Genomic DNA, 15,516 nt, shown 5'->3' on the forward strand with positions numbered 1-15,516 from the left:
ACATTGAGCCGGATATGCCTACTCCCTCGAAGAACTCGACTGTCTATGCCGCACCGGTGATGCGCAAACTGGCGCAAATCGTCCCCGACCTGCAACCGTCGCTGCGCAAGGTGGCGGACTATATCCTGCGCCATCCACTCAAGGCCGCTACCTTGACCATCGAGGAGCTGGCCCGGGAGACCGCGACTTCGCCTGCGGCCGTCAACCGCCTGGCCAAGGTCATGGACCTGGGCGGTTTCACCGGCATGAAGGCCGAGCTGGTCGCGACCTTGCAGCAAATGGTTTCCCCGGTCGACAAGTTGCGCAACGAACTGGCCCATCGCCCCGATGGTGCATTTGGCCTGCATGAGCAAATCCAGAGCGCCACCAGCAACCTCGGCACCGCCGGCACCAACAACCATGCCGAGAGCTTCGAAGCCTTCGTCAACTGCCTGACCAAGGCCCGCAAAATTTATATCCTGGGTTTTGGCAACAGCGTTTACATGGCCGGCCTGGCAGCCTCGACCCTCATGCCGTTCTGCGCCGACGCCACGGCGATCAGCATGGAGGGCGGCAACGAAAACGCGGCTTACCGGCTGGCAGCGATCACTGACCAGGACGTGCTGCTGGCCATCGCCTTGCCTCGCTATTCCCTCGACACGACGCAGCTTGCACGGTTCGCCAGCGAGCGTGGCGCGACGGTACTGGCGATCACCGATTCACCCGCATCGCCCCTGGCCCCCATCGCCCGGCACGTGCTCTTCGCGCCAGCCGACCACCCGGTCCTGACCAGTTCCAACATCGCCGTGCTGGCCTTGATCGAAGGGTTGGTGGCGGGGGTGATGACACGTAATAAACAAGCGGTAAGGCTGGCGACCGAACTCACTGAAAGCGTGATGAGTTACTTGCACATGCCGGACGGTCATAAGTCTGCCAGGAAGTAATGTGCCCGTGCGGCCTGGCAGCATGTCCTTGATTCGTTATGGCAAGTGGCTGACGTGTGCCGCATGCATTGCAGGTTCTCGCGCCGTGCCCTGCGCCCAGTCTCCCCGAATGTACTGTTCCAATTGCTGAATCAGGTCAGCCTGCGCGGTGATGGCCTCTTTAACCAGGTCGCCAATGGACAGCAAGCCCAGCAGTCGTCCGTTTTCCACTACCGGCAAATGGCGCAGGTGGCTATCGGTCATGATCCCCATGCACGTCTCGACGCTTTGGCGCGAGTCCACCGTCACCACGGGTGCACTCATGATTGCGCTGACGGGGGTGCCGAACGAGGAGCGTCCCAGCAGAACAACCTTGCGCGCGTAGTCGCGCTCGCTGATGACGCCTACCACCTGGCCATTCTCCACGACCGGCAGAGCACCGACATTTTTTTCAGTCATTACCTTCATTACCTTCAATGCATCCAGCACCATCTGATCGGGAGCGATGGTGTGGACTTGCTGGTTTTGCATGGCCTTTGACTTCAGGAGTTGTGCGACGGTCTTCATGGGGTCTCTCCAGTACAGGGTCGGGGGGTGTGGCCAAAAAAAAAGCAAAGGCGCCTGGAGCCGGCCAGCAGCTCCAGGCGCCTTTGCCTGGTGTTCATCGATTTGTGGTGGTCAACGTTGACCATCCGGGACCCGCCAAAGATTTCGGCAGGGTTGCCAGAGCTAGAGCAGATTCCATGCCAGCCACGGCAAAGGGGGCTTTTCCGGGCTTCTCGCTGCATTGCATTGAACCAGAAGGGGGCGGGTGAGCCCTGCGGGTGCTTTTTTGGGGCAATACGTGCAGGGCTCAATAGAGCCCGGGAATCAGCCGCCAGGTCTTTGCGCAATAGGCTTCGTATTCGGCACCGAACTGCGCATGCAGCAGTGCTTCCTCGGCACGAATACGCGCGATCAGCGGAATGAGCATCAGCACCGTCAGCAACACGCCGACGCCGGAGCGAAAGGCCAGTGCCCAGCCTAACGCGTTGATCAGCAGCCCGAGATAGCTGGGGTTGCGCAGCGTACGGTAGATACCCGTGGTGACCAGGGTATGGCCGGGTTGAATAGCCACCAGCCCGCTGAAGCGGTTGCCCAGCACGAAAACCGGCCAGAGCCGCAGCGCACCCCCGGCGATAAAAAGCACGACCCCCAGCCAGCGCATGCCCTCGCCATCGAGCGTCCAGATATCCAGCCGGTCGGTGTAGGCCGGCAGAAAAGCGGCGAGCAGGCCGAGCACTCCGAAAACCGGCAGCACCCATCGGTTCGCTTTGTCTTCACGCTCACCCGGGCTCAGGTTGCCCTCGGTGCAAAGTGCCAACGCAGCCAGCACCAGAGTGGCCAGCGCGATGACCACCAATGCGGGCTGGGCAAAGTACGCAGCGAAGCCACCCCATCCCAGTACGGCGAGGCCGAGATAGGCGAGGGTGGTTGCCAGGCTCAAAAGAGCCAGGCGGGGGGTGATTTTCATGGCTTGTACGCTCTGCAGGCCTCGATTCGATCAGCGTAGAAGTATCTGGAGACCGAGTCGCTAGCATCGCTGGCAAGCCAGCTCCTACAGAGTCCGCGCAAACCTGTAGGAGCTGGCTTGCCAGCGATGGCCTCACCGCCAAGTTTCAGGCAAGCCACCCTGTTCGCACTAGGCACCTCGTCTCGACTTCCACCGCCTCAACAACATCAGGTAGATGAGCGCATTGATCACCAGCACCAGCACACCCAGCCATACCTGAATGCCAGGTGTCAGCCCGGCCGGATAGATCAGCGGCCACAGATAATGTTCGATGAACCCACCGCTATAGCCCGCGTCTCCGGCAGCCCGGCGCATGTCGTTTTCCCAACCGGTCAACGGGCACGGCCACTGGAAACCCTCGACCGCTGCTCCCCAGGCCATGGCAGGCAGGTGCCACCAGCACAGGCGGGGCCATTTGAGCGCCAGCAGCCCGCCGCCCAGCACGAAGACAATGAACAGCAGGTGGAACAGCAGCAAGCCATCGGCGGCTATCCGGTAGAACATGTCGACTCCGTATCAGTGTGGCACGGGGCCCAGCGTAACCCGCGCCGCCAGGCCGCCACCTTCCCGATTGCTAAGTGTCAGACTGCCGCCGATGGCCTGCGCCAGTTGCTGGGCAATGGCCAGGCCCAGGCCCGTGCCACCGGTGTCGCGGTTGCGCGAATTCTTCGCTGCGCACGGTCTTGATGTAGGCCGGCTCACTGTCTTCATCGAGCAGGCGTTGGCGCAGCCGACTGACCAGCAGATCGATGGAGCGGTCGAACAGGTCGGCATCGCGGCCCTGGGTCAGGTTCAGCAACTGATCGCGGCTCAGCACCCGCTGAGGGTGATCGAGGAACTCCCGCAGCAGCCGATATTCGGCGCCGCTGAGTGCAACCATGGTGCCGCTGCGATCGAGCAGGTGGCGAGTGGTGGTGTCCAGTTGCCAGTCGCCGAAGCTGATCAGGCGTCCCGCTTCGGTAACCCGCAGGTTGGGCGGAAGCATCCGGGTACGGCGCAACACGGCCTTGATCCGGGCCAGCAGCTCACGGGCGGCGAAAGGTTTGACCAGATAATCGTCGGCGCCCATTTCCAGGCCGATGATTCGGTCGGTCTCGTCGTTGCGTGCGGTCAGTATCAGCACCGGGATGGCCTTGTGCATGCCGGACCGGAGCTCACGACACAGCACCAGCCCATCGTCGCCCGGCATCATGATGTCCAGCACGATCAAGTCCACCGGTGTGGTCTCGAGGAACGAACGCATCTGTCGTCCATCGGCGACCACGGTGGCGCGCAGACCGTTCTTCTTCAGGTAGTTGGCCACCAGTTCGCGAATTTCACGGTCGTCATCGACGACCAGTATGTGATCGATATGGTCCATTGCCTGCTACCTCGGTTTCCAGGGCGTGTCGCATTCTATCGAGCCACACACCGAGCGCTGCGCGGCTTTGTATTGCAGTGTATCGGGTCGGCCGTAGATACACTGGCTGACAAATCCAGGTCGATTCTAGTCCTTTTGTATCGAACTGTATTTCCTGGCCGTTTGGATACACAGCGGCTGGCAGCCCCAGCCAGGCCGACACATTCGAGATACGTGCGCAGTCCTTAATAGCCGCACCGAGTCGCCATGCCAGGCCACTCACCTGGAGGTCTGCATCATGAAAAAACTCAACAGTTATGTCAGCGGGTTGTTCCTTGCGCTTGCGAGCGTCGCAGCTCATGCCGGCAACACGACCGCCGAACGCCCATACAAGAGCGCGTGGGAACGAGTAAGCTGTAAATATCGGGGCTACAAATCGAACTTTGGCTATGCCGTGCGCTCAAACTCTTCAATTTCCAGATTAGAACGATCAGCATCAATAATTGCAGTCTGAACGCAACAACCACTTTTTGAGGTTCATGCAATGCGATTAACGCTACCTACCTTTGCTCTAGGCATTTTGATCGCACAAGGCGCAATAGCCGCAGGAGATGGAAGCGCAGCCGTCGGCGGCGGCCTTGGTGGCGCATTGGGTAACATAGTCGGTCAGCAGATTGGCGGAAGTACCGGTGCTGCGATCGGCGCTGGCGTAGGGGGTGCTGCAGGCAGCGCCGTCGGTGCGCCGAAAGGCAACAGAACCGAAGCCGCTATCGGCGGCGGGCTCGGGTCCGCAGGCGGTTCGGTGATTGGCAATCAAATCGGTGGTGCAACCGGGTCCACTATTGGCGCAGGCCTGGGTGGCGCCGCGGGCGGCGCATTAGGCAATAACGTGGCCGACGATGATCGTGATCACGGCTCAAGCAGAAAGAGTTACAACGGTAAGCACAAGCATAAGTACAAGCATAAGCATAAGCACGATTAAGTGGCTGAGTTGACTAATCCTTGATCAGCAGAAAAATCCGGAATCCGATAAGGATTTCGGATTTTTTTATGCTTATTGCCCAGGATTTGAATGCAGTTCTGGAAAATCCATTCAAATCCGCGCCAGCGCCTGGGCCAGGTCGGCGCGCAGGTCTTCGACATCCTCGACACCCACTGACAAACGCACCAGCGAATCGCCGATGCCGAGTTGCGCGCGGGTGTCTGCGGGGATGCTGGCGTGCGTCATGATCGCCGGGTGCTCAATCAGGCTTTCCACCCCGCCCAGGCTCTCGGCCAGGGCGAAGATCCGCACACTCTCGAGAAAGCGCTTGGCGCCGGCCAGGTCGCTGTTCAGGTCGAGGGAAATCATCCCACCGAAACCGCGCATCTGCCGCCGCGCCAGTTCGTGCTGCGGGTGCGACGGCAGGCCCGGATAATAGACGCGCGCCACCTGAGGCTGACGTTCCAGCCATTGCGCCAGCTCCAGCCCGTTGCTGCAGTGGCGTTCCATGCGCAGCGCCAGGGTCTTCACACCGCGCAGGGTGAGAAAAGCATCGAATGGCCCGGCGATAGCACCCACCGCGTTCTGCAGGAAGCCCAGGCGCTCGCGCAGCTCGAAGTTCTGCCCGACCACCGCGATGCCGCCGATCACGTCGGAGTGGCCGTTCAGGTACTTGGTCGTCGAGTGCAGCACGATATCGAAGCCCAGCTCCAGCGGGCGCTGAATCCACGGGCTGGCAAAGGTGTTGTCGGCCACACAGATGATGCCTCGCTCGCGGCAGATGCGCGCGACGGCGGCGAGGTCCGTGAGGCGCAGCAACGGATTGCTCGGCGTTTCGACCAGGACCATCCGCGTGTCGTCCTGCAGCGCCGCTTCGAATGCCGCCAGGTCAACCAGATCGACGAAGCTGAATCGATGTCCGGCGCTGCGTCGGCGCACCTTGTCGAACAGTCGGAACGTACCGCCGTACAGGTCATTGCCGGAGACGATGTGGGAGCCTGCGTCGAGCAGTTCGAGCACGGTGGAGATCGTCGCCAGCCCGGAGGCGAAGGCGAAGGCCTGGGTACCGCCCTCGAGGTCCGCCACGCAACGCTCCAGCGCCCAGCGCGTGGGGTTGTGCGAGCGCCCGTAGTCGAGGCCCTTGTGCACACCGGGGCTCTGCTGCGCATAGGTGGAATTGGCGTAAATCGGCGGCATCAGCGCCCCGGTGGAAGGGTCCGGCGCCTGTCCGGCATGGATCACACGGGTGGCGAAGGCGCGTGGCGCGGCGGTTTCATCGTGCTGGCTCATGGGAGGGATCTGCGCAAGTGATTGAGCATGTCGACGCGGGTAATCAGGCCGTGGAAGCCCGAGGCGTCGGCAATGATTGCCACCAGCCCACGGTCGAGCTCCGCTTCCAGTTCAGCCAGGCTGGCGCCGGGGGGCAGGGTTTCCAGCTTGCCGGTCATCGCGCTGGCCACGGTCATGCTGAAGTGCGAAGCGTCTTCGTGCACGCCAAGCAGAATATCGGACTCGTCGATCACCCCGACCAACCGCTGTCCGTCCACCAGCACCGGCAGTTGCGACACATCAGCCAGGCGCATGCGCTGGAAGGCGGTGAGCAGAGTGTCGTCCGGGCCCACGCTGATCACCCGGCCATCCTCGAAACGCCGCGCGATCAGGTCGCGCAGATCGCCGTAGCGCTTGCGCGCAAGCAAGCCCTGATCGGTCATCCACTGGTCGTTGTAGACCTTCGACAGGTAGCGGGTGCCGGTGTCGCAGACGAAGCTGACCACCCGTTTCGGCTCGGTTTGCTCGCGGCAGTAGCGCAGTGCCGCCGCCAGCAATGTGCCGGTCGAAGAACCGCCGAGAATGCCTTCGGCGCGCAGCAGTTGGCGGGCATGGTCGAAGCTTTCCTCGTCACTGATCGAATAGGACTGACGCACGCTGGAAAGGTCGGCAATAGACGGAATGAAGTCTTCGCCGATGCCCTCGACCGCCCAGGAGCCGGGTGTACCGAGGGTGCCGCTGCGGCTGTATTCGGCGACCACTGAGCCGACGGGATCGGCCAGTACCATGGCCAGGTCAGGCTGCACGCGGCGAAAGAAGCGGGTCAGCCCGGTCAGCGTGCCGGCCGAACCGACGCCGACGACGATGGCATCCACATCATGCTGGGTCTGCGCCCAGATCTCCGGAGCGGTGCTGCACTCGTGGGCCAGCGGGTTGGCCGGGTTGTTGAACTGATCGGCGAAGAAGGCGTCGGGAATCTCCTGCGCCAGCCGCGCAGCAACGTCCTGGTAGTAGTCGGGATGGCCCTTGCCGACGTCGGAGCGGGTGATGTGCACTTCGGCGCCCATCGCCTTGAGGTGCAGGACCTTCTCGGTGGACATCTTGTCCGGCACCACCAACACCACCCGGTAACCCTTGGCGCGGCCGACCAGGGCAAGACCCAGGCCGGTGTTGCCGGCGGTGGCTTCGACTATGGTGCCGCCGGGTCGCAGGCGACCGTCGCGCTCGGCGGTGTCGATCATCGCCAGGCCGATGCGATCCTTGATCGAACCGCCGGGGTTCTGCGATTCGAGCTTGAGAAACAGCGTGCACGGGCCGGTATCGAAGCGGCTGACGCGCACCAGCGGCGTATTGCCGATCAGTTCGAGTACGGCGGGGCGGGAGTCGTTCGGCATGTCGTCACCTCGCTGCGGGATTCCGCATTGGATGGACAGCAACCAGCGGCCAGTCAGCGCGCCAGTTGCAGGCAAAAGTCTCGCTTGGAACATAGGCCGGGATTGCGCCAACCGCAACTTTGTGCAGCCAGCCGGTAGCGTCGCCGCCTAAACGACAAAGGGGTTTTTTGTGTCCCTGCTAAGCTTTCCTGATGCGATGGAGGATCGTGCCATGACAAACAAATATGCCCTTCCCCTTGCGATCGAGAAGCTCTACGAAAATCAGCAGGCGATTGCTGCGGCGCTTGATGAACTGGTGCTCCTGGCCGAGCACCTGGGGCGCAACGACCTGGCCCACAACATTCGCCAGGCGCTGAAGACTCTGGACCACAATGCTCAGTCCATTGACGATGCGATAGCCGACCTGAAGAAGGTGCACTAGCGCGCCTTCCGTACTGGCTACATCGGCGCATGCGGTTAGCACGAGCTCGCGGCTCGCAGCGTCTTCGTGTGTGGATCGCCGTGCCCATCGGCACAATCCTGTGAGATGTGGGACTGCAAATGCTGAATGGTCAGAGTCGCCTCGGTCGTAAATTTACATTCGCGTTCTCGGTGCTTAGGAAATATCCTACGCAGCGCTAGTCCGTTTCCGGGTTGTCTGGCGCGCCTTCGATCACTACTCTCCTTGAGTCGCTGCAAATTCAGCGACCGGGTGTGGAAGCCCGTCGATGTCAGGCGCACAAGCGCCGCCTTTGGGACTGGCGTTTTTTTGCGCCAGCGCTTTATGGCGGCTGTGCGCGGGGCACCTTTGGTGCGCCGGGCTCCTGACATCCCGGTCTTCCACACCTGCGTACGGCCGCCACCCATCATGTGGAAGTGATGCTGACGGTTTCATCAATATGTCAGGAGTTGCACTAATGATAAAAATCGTTCCCGATCCACCATCCTCGCTTCCACCCGGAACCATCCACAAAACCGCCGAAACCGCCTTTGGCTCATGCGATGCCGGCCATGCGCCGCTGTTCGCCGTGCGCGGAGGCATCAATGCCGAAGACGCCCTGGTGCATGCCTCACTGATGCTTAGGTGCGCCTGCGCAACCGCCAATGAAGCCTGCAACCAGTCGAACAAAGTGGAGAAAGGCCTGCTTTGGTCAACCTTGCATTCGCTCGAGGTGGCCAAGGCATTGGTCGATGCGCTGCTCGATGGCGCTGAAGCACGCGGGCAGAACCCGCCGGCTGAGTAAAGTCGTCCGGGGCGCCCGTGTTGGCCGGTTGTGGGCAACACGGGCGCCTACGTCAGGGGTTATCAACCCCGAATTTTCATCTCGCCTCGGCATGCCTGGGCAAGGCGATAGAAATCAGGGCCGCCAGCAACACGAACAGCGTGGATACCCAAAGGCAGGCTTCCAGCCCGTAGCGTTGATAAATCCACCCGGACAGCAGGGTGCCGATAAGTCGGCCCAGGGCGTTGGACATGTAGTAGAAACCCACGTCCAGCGACACCCCATCCTCCTTGGCGTAGGCGACGATGAGGTAGCTGTGTAGCGAGGAGTTCACCGCGAACAGGGCGCCGAACACCATCAGCCCACCCAGCAGCACCACATGAGGCGACCAGCCCGCCGAGAGGCCAAGTGCGATAGCGGCAGGCAACCCCGCCAGCATTGCCGCCCAAACGAAGGCCGCTCGCCCGTCTGGAACGTGCCCGCGATTCTTTCCCGTGATGTTCGGGGCCAGGGACTGGATGATGCCGTAGCCGATGACCCACGCCGCCAGGAAGCCGCCGACCCGCCAGAAGTCCCAGCCCAGCACCGTGCTCAGGTACACCGGTAGCGCCACCACGAACCATACGTCACGGGCGCCGAAGAGGAACATGCGCGCCGCCGAGAGGATGTTGATCGCCCGGCTCTTGGAGAGGAGCTCGCGGAACTTCGGCTTGGCCTTGGCCTTGCCCAGGTCCTTTTTCAGCAGCAACAGGCTGGCGACCCAGATCAGCGCCAGCAGAGCAGCCATCAGCAGCACGGCGCCGGTAAAGCCCAGCCATGCCAGCAACGCACCACCAAGGAAGAAACCCACGCCTTTGAGCGCGTTCTTCGAGCCGGTGAGGATCGCCACCCACTGGTAGAGCGTGCCTTGCCGGTTGTCGGGCACCAGGAGTTTGATCGAGCTCTTGGCGCTCATCTTGTTGAGGTCTTTGGCAATGCCCGACAAGGCCTGGGCGCCCATCACCCAAGGGAGGGTCAGCCAGGCGGCGGGCACTGTCAGCATCAGCAAGGCCGCCACCTGCAGGCCCAAACCGATGTTCATGGTGCGATTGAGGCCCAGGCGGGCGCCGAAGTAGCCGCCCACCAGATTGGTAATGACACCGAAGAACTCGTAGAACAGGAATAGCGCAGCGATTTGCAGCGGTGTGTAGCCCAGGGTATGGAAGTGCAGCACCACCAACATGCGCAGCGCGCCGTCGGTGAGGGTGAAGGCCCAGTAATTGCCGGTCACCAGCAGATACTGGCGCACTGGCGAGGGCAGGGCGGACAACGCGTTCATGATCGCCCCCGTCAACCAGCCAGGCCGACCAGTCTGGCCAGTTCGGCAGCGCGGTTGGCATAACCCCATTCGTTGTCGTACCAGGCGTAGATTTTCACCTGGGTGCCGTTGACCACCATGGTCGACAGCGCATCGATGATCGAGGAACGCGGGTCGGTGCGGTAGTCGATGGACACCAGTGGCCGTTCCTCAAAGCCGAGGATGTTCTTCAGCGGGCCATCGGCGGCAGCCTTGAGCAGGGCGTTGACCTCAGCCACCGTAGTGGCGCGCTCGACTTCGAACACGCAATCGGTGAGCGAGGCGTTGGCCAGCGGCACGCGCACGGCGTGGCCGTTCAGGCGCCCGCGCAGTTCAGGGAAGATTTCCGCAATCGCCGTCGCCGAGCCGGTGCTGGTCGGGATGAGGCTCATGCCCGAAGCGCGGGCGCGGCGCAGATCCTTGTGCGGCTGATCGAGGATGCTCTGGGTGTTGGTCAGGTCGTGGATCGTAGTGATCGAACCATGGCGGATACCCAGGCTCTCGTGGATCACCTTGACCACCGGGGCCAGACAGTTGGTGGTGCAGGAGGCGGCGGTCACGATGCGGTGCAGTGCCGGATCGAACAAATGCTGGTTGACGCCCATGACCACGTTCAACGCGCCTTGCTCCTTGACCGGGGCACAGACCACCACGCGCTTTACGCCTTGCTCCAGATAGGCCTGGAGCAGCGCGACGGTCTTCATCTTGCCGCTGGCTTCGAGCACCAGATCGCAGCCCGACCAGTCGGTGTCAGCAATCGCCTTGTTGGCGGTGACCTTGATACGCTTGCCGTCGATCACTACATGATCGCCTTCGCTGCTGGCTTCGTTGTGCCAACGGCCATGCACCGAGTCGAAGTTGATCAGGTGGGCGTGAGTGGCGGCGTCACCCGCCGGGTCGTTGATGTGCACGAATTCGAACTCTGGCCAGCCCCAGGCTGCACGCAGGGCAAGACGACCGATGCGACCGAAACCGTTGATTCCTATTTTGATGCTCATGGGTTGTTCTCTTGGGCTGCTATCTACGGGCGATGACAACGGGGTGACGTCGAAAGGGCTTTTCAGATGGAGCGTTGATTAACGCGTTTGGAGAGTTCTTGCGCCGATTCCTTGCGTTCGGAATAGCGGTCGACCAGATAGTCCTGCCGCTCGCGCAGCAGCAACGTGAACTTCACCAGTTCTTCCATCACGTCCACGACACGGTCGTAGTAGGAAGATGGCTTCATGCGCCCGGCCTCATCGAACTCCAGGTAGGCCTTCGGTACCGAGGACTGGTTGGGGATGGTGAACATGCGCATCCAACGACCCAGCACACGCAGCTGGTTGACCACGTTGAAGGATTGCGAACCCCCACAAACCTGCATCACCGCCAGAGTCTTGCCCTGGGTTGGGCGCACCGCGCCCATGGTCAACGGAACCCAGTCGATCTGCGCCTTGAACACTGCGCTCATCGAGCCGTGACGTTCCGGGGAGCACCAGACCTGACCTTCTGACCAGAGCACCAATTCGCGCAGCTCTTGCACCTTGGGATGGATGTCCGGCACGTCATCCGGCAACGGCAGCTCAGATGGGTTGAAGATGCGTGTTTCTGCGCCGAAGTGCTGCAACAGGCGCGCAGCTTCCTCGGTCAGCAGGCGGCTGAACGAACGCTCGCGAGTCGAGCCGTAAAGTAGCAGGATACGCGGCTTGTGCGTGGCCGACAGCGTAGTGCCGAGTTTATCGAGGGTCGGCAGGTCGACCAGTTCGGCATCGAGGTTGGGGATGTGTTCATCAGTCATATGTTTACTCCTGAGCGAGGTCGCCCTTGGGATGATCGAACCAGCGGCGCTTGAACCAGAGGGCCATGAAGGCCACCAACCCGGCGACGTATTGGTTGTTGCCGCCCGCGATCTGATTGCACACAAATCCAGACCGTCAGATAGCGATCCAAAAAAGCAAGACGGCTTTTACTCATCGTCATTGACTCAGCAGCAAGCGGCCAGGCGCTGAGGGCGATCACCCATCACGTCGAGGCGTTTGGCGTCTGGGCTGAGCCAATGCCGGTTGGCGTCCAGAGTGGATTTCAGTACCGCGATCACCCAGTCCGGCAGACTGGGGTGCAGCCGGTAGTACACCCATTGACCTTGCCGACGATCCTCCAGCAACCCGCAATTGCGCAGTTGCGCCAGATGGCGGGAAATCTTCGGCTGGCTCTCATCGAGCGCGCAGGTCAGTTCACACACGCACAGCTCTTGCTCACGGGTGATGAGCAACATCAGGCGGACGCGGGTTTCATCAGCCAGGCATTTGAATACGGTGGTCGGTGTCAGATGGTCAGCCATAGGGGTCTCAACGTTTGGTCTTCACCAACACGAACATCTTGATGCGCTCATGAATTTCGTGAAGGGTGTGACGGAATGCATCGTGCTTGGTGCCAACTGCGAGCGGGCAGCGTTAGCCACACAAACAAACAGCACGTGGGTTTTATCGGTCATCGCCAAGTCTCGAGTTAGATATGGTTTTACGAATATACGTTTTTTCGAATATTCAGCAAAGCAGTAAACTCGACGCACCTGCAAAATGTCCATTCCGCCCCGTAGACGTTCCTGGCTCGAAACTGAATTGCAGACAACGAAATCCTCTGTGCAGGGCTTTACATGTGCATGGATATGCACATATATTCTCGCCATGAACGTTGCCACTAACCGCTCCCAAGCCATTGAGTCTGTCATTGAGTCTCTCGATGGCGCATTTTTCAAGGCCCTCTGCGAGCCGCCAAGAGTCGCGGTGCTCAAGCGCGTGATGCAACTGGGTCGAGCCGATGTAACAGCGATTGCAGCTGATTTACCCCAGGAGCGCTCGGTGGTATCTCGTCATCTTCAGGTGCTGCTGGTCGCAGGGATCGTGCGCGCGACCAAGGTGGGGCGTCAGGTGTTCTATGAGGTGGACGGCCCAGCCATCGTCAAGCGACTGGAGGACATCCTCCATCACACCAAAAGCATTGCTTCGTTGTGCTGCCCAGGCGGATCTCGCTGATTTTTGTTTACCTTAATATGTGTATAGGTGCGCATATATGAACGCAATGGATCGCTCATTCGATGTTGTCGTAATAGGCGCAGGGCAGGCAGGGCTGGCCTGTGGCTGGCATTTGAAACAGCAGGGGCTCGATTTCCTTATCCTGGATGAGCAGCAGCAACCAGGGGGTAACTGGCGTAACTACTACGACAACCTCGAACTGTTCTCGCCGGCAGCGTACTCCTCGTTACCGGGGCTGCCGTTTCCTGGAGCACCGGAGCACTACCCCTCTCGCGATGAAGTAGTGCACTACCTGGAGCAGTACGCATGCTTCTTCGAGTTACCGATTCTTCCGGGGATTAAGGTCATAAAGGTGAATCAGGAAGCTGGAGGGTTCCAGATAGTGGCTGCCAATGGGCAGCGCTTCTTTACCAGGGCACTGGTTGTGGCCTCAGGGGCATTCAGTCGCCCATTTACCCCGGACATTCCGGGGCTCGAAAGCTTTCGGGGTGTTCACCTTCACAGCGCCGAGTATCGGAATACACAAGCGTTCAGAGGGCAACGCATTGTGGTCATTGGCGCGGCGAATTCGGCAGTACAGATAGCTTATGAGCTCGCCACAGTGGCTGAGGTCACGCTGGCCACACGCGAGGCGATTCGATTCTTTGCGCAGAAGCTACTCGGCGCGGACTTCCATGCCTGGCTGAAATGGACAGGCCTGGAAAGAACCCGCTGGTTAAATGATCAGAGCACACCGGTACTGGATGACGGCACATACAAAGAAGCGCTGAAGTCAGGACTTTTCAATCATCGGTCGATGTTTGGGCAGATAACCCCGACCGGAGTTGTCTGGGCAGATGGTCAGCATGAAGCTGTTGATTGCCTGGTCTTCGCCACTGGGTTCCGCCCAAATATTTCCTTTCTTGAAGACCTGGCGGTGACGGATGATCATGGGCGATTGATGCAGCGCGATGGACGAGCACTGTATACCCCAGGCCTGTACTTTGTGGGTCTACCAATGCAGCGCAATTTCGCTTCAGCAACCCTCAGAGGTGTGGGACCTGACGCTGAAGTCATCCTCCCGCATTTGCTACGCCATCTGCGTTCCACAGGTACAGAACCGCTGACAGCAACGCAGCGATGAACAAAAGCTTAACGGCCCTGATCCGTACGCCAATTCATTCGCTCACGGAACGGTGAAGAGCACACTATACAGTACCCATTTCCATCTCCGGACTTAAGGTTCCTAGCCAAGCGACTAGACACACAATGATTATCGCCACCGAGAACTCTAGCGCCATGCTACGCCGTAAAGCATTAACGGCCCCAGTGTATTCTCCGTTCTGGATCGACCGTTTTAACAGTGGGCTCAAGTGAAAGCGGTTCAGCGTGGCCAATACAAGCATCGCTGCAAATAGTACTATTTTCAAACAAAGCAGCACGCCATAAGTGCTAAACGTTATATTTTCTACTGTTGGACCTACGATGAAAAGATAATTTACTATGCCGGTAACACTTAGGCTAACCACGATCAATGCACCCGCTGATTCGAACCCCGTAAGTACTCGGGAGAGAATGCGCACCTCTTGCTCGCCATTAAGTATTTTCGTACGCAGTAATAAAGCGAATGCCGCCAGAGCGCCGAGCCATCCTCCCGCTGCCAAAAGGTGGAAGATGTCGCTGGCGAAATGCACGTAACGCCGGTTGCCTTCGTCCATGGCTCCATGCCCTGTCCAAGCCAGGGTTGCAAGCGCGGTTGCACCGCACAAGGTAACCACCCAGAGGCTCAGGGTTGGAAAGCGTTTGTTCACCGTCATCGCTACACCTGCTAGAACAAGAGCAGCAATCCGAACCATCCATGTGAGTCCGACATCGGTACCCATAAGCACCATTTCGAAGACATGGCGTTGAAGTTCCATAAGTTCTGCAACGCCACTCATTGCCTTGGCAAGTAACAACATGGCAGCCAGAGACAGCAGTACGCCAAAAACAACTGTGCCGAAAATCAGCGACTCAAAGTTCAAGACGGCACCAGAGATTCGCTCTTTTCCCCTAAGGCTGTACAAACCAAAAATGGCCAATCCAAACAGCAGCATGAGGTCCATATAAAGAACGAAGCGAACGGCGATGTTGACTGAGTCGCTCATGAATCACTTCACTTTAAAAACAAGGTTGCCTGTTATGGGGTGAGTGTCGGAAGAGACTGCTCGCCATTCGACCTTGTAAGTACCAGTGGTTAGCGGAGCGGCAGGCGTGATGACCATCGTTTTCGGATCGTCGCTGCCTGAGACACTCGCCTTGACAGCCATTGGGGAATGCGACATGCCCGGCATGTCGGTCATGATCAGTTTTGCACCGGAGAACTGAGTTGTGAGGTTCTCAGAGAAATGCAGCTCAATCCTGGAAGGTGCTGTGGAGGTCGAGCCTTCCGAAGGAGTGGAGGACACTAGTTTTGGATGTGCTTGGGCGATAGCGCTCAAAAGCAAACCAGCGGTAAGTGCGACAGCAACGGTAGTAGTTTTAAAGAGTGACATGCAGGGCTCCTCA

General features: G+C 59.8%; 19 protein-coding genes and 2 pseudogenes. 7 read left to right on the forward strand and 14 right to left on the reverse strand.

Translation table 11 applies throughout. The annotated features are described in order from the left end of the window. Window positions 1-14 precede the first annotated feature (14 nt). Window positions 15-923: a MurR/RpiR family transcriptional regulator gene (locus NVV94_RS11740; protein ID WP_258447301.1), complete on the forward strand. Its 909-nt coding sequence runs from the start codon at window positions 15-17 to the stop codon at window positions 921-923. A 99-nt stretch (window positions 924-1,022) separates the two neighbouring features. On the opposite strand, the pseudogene NVV94_RS11745 reads toward NVV94_RS11740, so the two are convergent. The 5 genes and pseudogenes from NVV94_RS11745 to NVV94_RS11765 form a co-directional block, all read right to left on the reverse strand. Beyond that, a pseudogene (locus NVV94_RS11745) lies at window positions 1,023-1,469 on the reverse strand (CBS domain-containing protein); the annotation flags it as partial. A gap of 286 nt (window positions 1,470-1,755) precedes the next feature. Further along, the gene (locus tag NVV94_RS11750) at window positions 1,756-2,415 is read right to left on the reverse strand and encodes an isoprenylcysteine carboxylmethyltransferase family protein (RefSeq protein ID WP_258447302.1); all 660 of its coding nucleotides are present in this window, start codon (window positions 2,413-2,415) and stop codon (window positions 1,756-1,758) included. A gap of 168 nt (window positions 2,416-2,583) precedes the next feature. Then, window positions 2,584-2,958: a DUF2784 domain-containing protein gene (locus NVV94_RS11755; protein ID WP_258447303.1), complete on the reverse strand. Its 375-nt coding sequence runs from the start codon at window positions 2,956-2,958 to the stop codon at window positions 2,584-2,586. A gap of 12 nt (window positions 2,959-2,970) precedes the next feature. Then, complete coding sequence (locus tag NVV94_RS11760) at window positions 2,971-3,081, reverse strand: hypothetical protein (protein WP_258447676.1); 111 nt, start codon at window positions 3,079-3,081, stop codon at window positions 2,971-2,973. Further along, window positions 3,029-3,814, reverse strand: a complete 786-nt coding sequence (locus NVV94_RS11765) for a response regulator (RefSeq protein WP_258447304.1) — start codon at window positions 3,812-3,814, stop codon at window positions 3,029-3,031. The genes NVV94_RS11760 and NVV94_RS11765 overlap by 53 nt, the downstream gene beginning before the upstream one ends. Before the next feature lie 277 nt (window positions 3,815-4,091). Between NVV94_RS11765 and NVV94_RS11770 the strand changes: the two genes are divergently transcribed. Together NVV94_RS11770 and NVV94_RS11775 are read left to right on the forward strand one after the other, a co-directional pair. Further along, the gene (locus NVV94_RS11770) at window positions 4,092-4,307 is read left to right on the forward strand and encodes a hypothetical protein (protein WP_258447305.1); all 216 of its coding nucleotides are present in this window, start codon (window positions 4,092-4,094) and stop codon (window positions 4,305-4,307) included. A 30-nt stretch (window positions 4,308-4,337) separates the two neighbouring features. Further along, window positions 4,338-4,775 (forward strand): glycine zipper domain-containing protein, encoded by a 438-nt coding sequence (locus NVV94_RS11775; RefSeq protein ID WP_258447306.1) that lies wholly within the window; start codon window positions 4,338-4,340, stop codon window positions 4,773-4,775. A gap of 111 nt (window positions 4,776-4,886) precedes the next feature. Here NVV94_RS11775 and NVV94_RS11780 read toward each other — a convergent pair whose 3' ends face one another. Continuing rightward, window positions 4,887-6,065 carry a PLP-dependent aspartate aminotransferase family protein gene (locus NVV94_RS11780; protein ID WP_258447307.1) on the reverse strand — a complete coding sequence of 393 codons (1,179 nt, stop codon included), beginning with the start codon at window positions 6,063-6,065 and terminating at the stop codon, window positions 4,887-4,889. Further along, complete coding sequence (locus tag NVV94_RS11785) at window positions 6,062-7,438, reverse strand: cystathionine beta-synthase (RefSeq protein WP_258447308.1); 1,377 nt, start codon at window positions 7,436-7,438, stop codon at window positions 6,062-6,064. Before NVV94_RS11785 ends, NVV94_RS11780 begins: the two co-directional genes overlap by 4 nt. A 211-nt stretch (window positions 7,439-7,649) precedes the next feature. Between NVV94_RS11785 and NVV94_RS11790 the strand changes: the two genes are divergently transcribed. Further along, window positions 7,650-7,859, forward strand: a complete 210-nt coding sequence (locus NVV94_RS11790) for a hypothetical protein (protein WP_258447309.1) — start codon at window positions 7,650-7,652, stop codon at window positions 7,857-7,859. Between the two features lie 475 nt (window positions 7,860-8,334). Beyond that, window positions 8,335-8,661, forward strand: coding sequence for a DUF3077 domain-containing protein (locus NVV94_RS11795; RefSeq protein ID WP_258447310.1), 327 nt, complete (start codon window positions 8,335-8,337; stop codon window positions 8,659-8,661). Between the two features lie 76 nt (window positions 8,662-8,737). Here the strand turns inward: NVV94_RS11795 and arsJ are convergent, their stop codons facing one another. The 5 genes and pseudogenes from arsJ to NVV94_RS11820 form a co-directional block, all read right to left on the reverse strand. Then, window positions 8,738-9,958: an organoarsenical effux MFS transporter ArsJ gene (gene arsJ / locus NVV94_RS11800; RefSeq protein WP_258447311.1), complete on the reverse strand. Its 1,221-nt coding sequence runs from the start codon at window positions 9,956-9,958 to the stop codon at window positions 8,738-8,740. A gap of 11 nt (window positions 9,959-9,969) precedes the next feature. Then, window positions 9,970-10,974 (reverse strand): ArsJ-associated glyceraldehyde-3-phosphate dehydrogenase, encoded by a 1,005-nt coding sequence (locus NVV94_RS11805; RefSeq protein WP_258447312.1) that lies wholly within the window; start codon window positions 10,972-10,974, stop codon window positions 9,970-9,972. Between the two features lie 62 nt (window positions 10,975-11,036). Further along, window positions 11,037-11,753 carry an arsenical resistance protein ArsH gene (arsH, locus tag NVV94_RS11810; protein ID WP_258447313.1) on the reverse strand — a complete coding sequence of 239 codons (717 nt, stop codon included), beginning with the start codon at window positions 11,751-11,753 and terminating at the stop codon, window positions 11,037-11,039. Window positions 11,754-11,939: 186 nt separating this feature from the next. Continuing rightward, a complete protein-coding gene (locus tag NVV94_RS11815; RefSeq protein WP_258447314.1) occupies window positions 11,940-12,296 on the reverse strand; it encodes a metalloregulator ArsR/SmtB family transcription factor in 357 nt (118 codons plus the stop codon). A gap of 7 nt (window positions 12,297-12,303) precedes the next feature. Continuing rightward, window positions 12,304-12,384, reverse strand: a pseudogene (locus NVV94_RS11820) (ArsR family transcriptional regulator); the annotation flags it as partial. Window positions 12,385-12,642: 258 nt separating this feature from the next. Here NVV94_RS11820 and NVV94_RS11825 point away from each other — a divergent pair. Beyond that, window positions 12,643-12,990 carry a helix-turn-helix transcriptional regulator gene (locus NVV94_RS11825; RefSeq protein WP_258447315.1) on the forward strand — a complete coding sequence of 116 codons (348 nt, stop codon included), beginning with the start codon at window positions 12,643-12,645 and terminating at the stop codon, window positions 12,988-12,990. Window positions 12,991-13,027: 37 nt separating this feature from the next. Continuing rightward, entirely contained in the window at window positions 13,028-14,113 is a 1,086-nt protein-coding gene (locus NVV94_RS11830) for an NAD(P)/FAD-dependent oxidoreductase (protein WP_258447316.1), read from the forward strand. Between the two features lie 64 nt (window positions 14,114-14,177). Here the strand turns inward: NVV94_RS11830 and copD are convergent, their stop codons facing one another. Next, window positions 14,178-15,116 carry a copper homeostasis membrane protein CopD gene (gene copD / locus NVV94_RS11835; RefSeq protein ID WP_258447317.1) on the reverse strand — a complete coding sequence of 313 codons (939 nt, stop codon included), beginning with the start codon at window positions 15,114-15,116 and terminating at the stop codon, window positions 14,178-14,180. A 3-nt stretch (window positions 15,117-15,119) separates the two neighbouring features. Further along, complete coding sequence (gene copC / locus NVV94_RS11840) at window positions 15,120-15,503, reverse strand: copper homeostasis periplasmic binding protein CopC (protein ID WP_258447318.1); 384 nt, start codon at window positions 15,501-15,503, stop codon at window positions 15,120-15,122. Window positions 15,504-15,516 lie beyond the last annotated feature (13 nt).

Source organism: Pseudomonas sp. LS1212 (genome assembly GCF_024741815.1).
In the GTDB taxonomy this organism is placed as follows: Bacteria; Pseudomonadota; Gammaproteobacteria; order Pseudomonadales; family Pseudomonadaceae; genus Aquipseudomonas.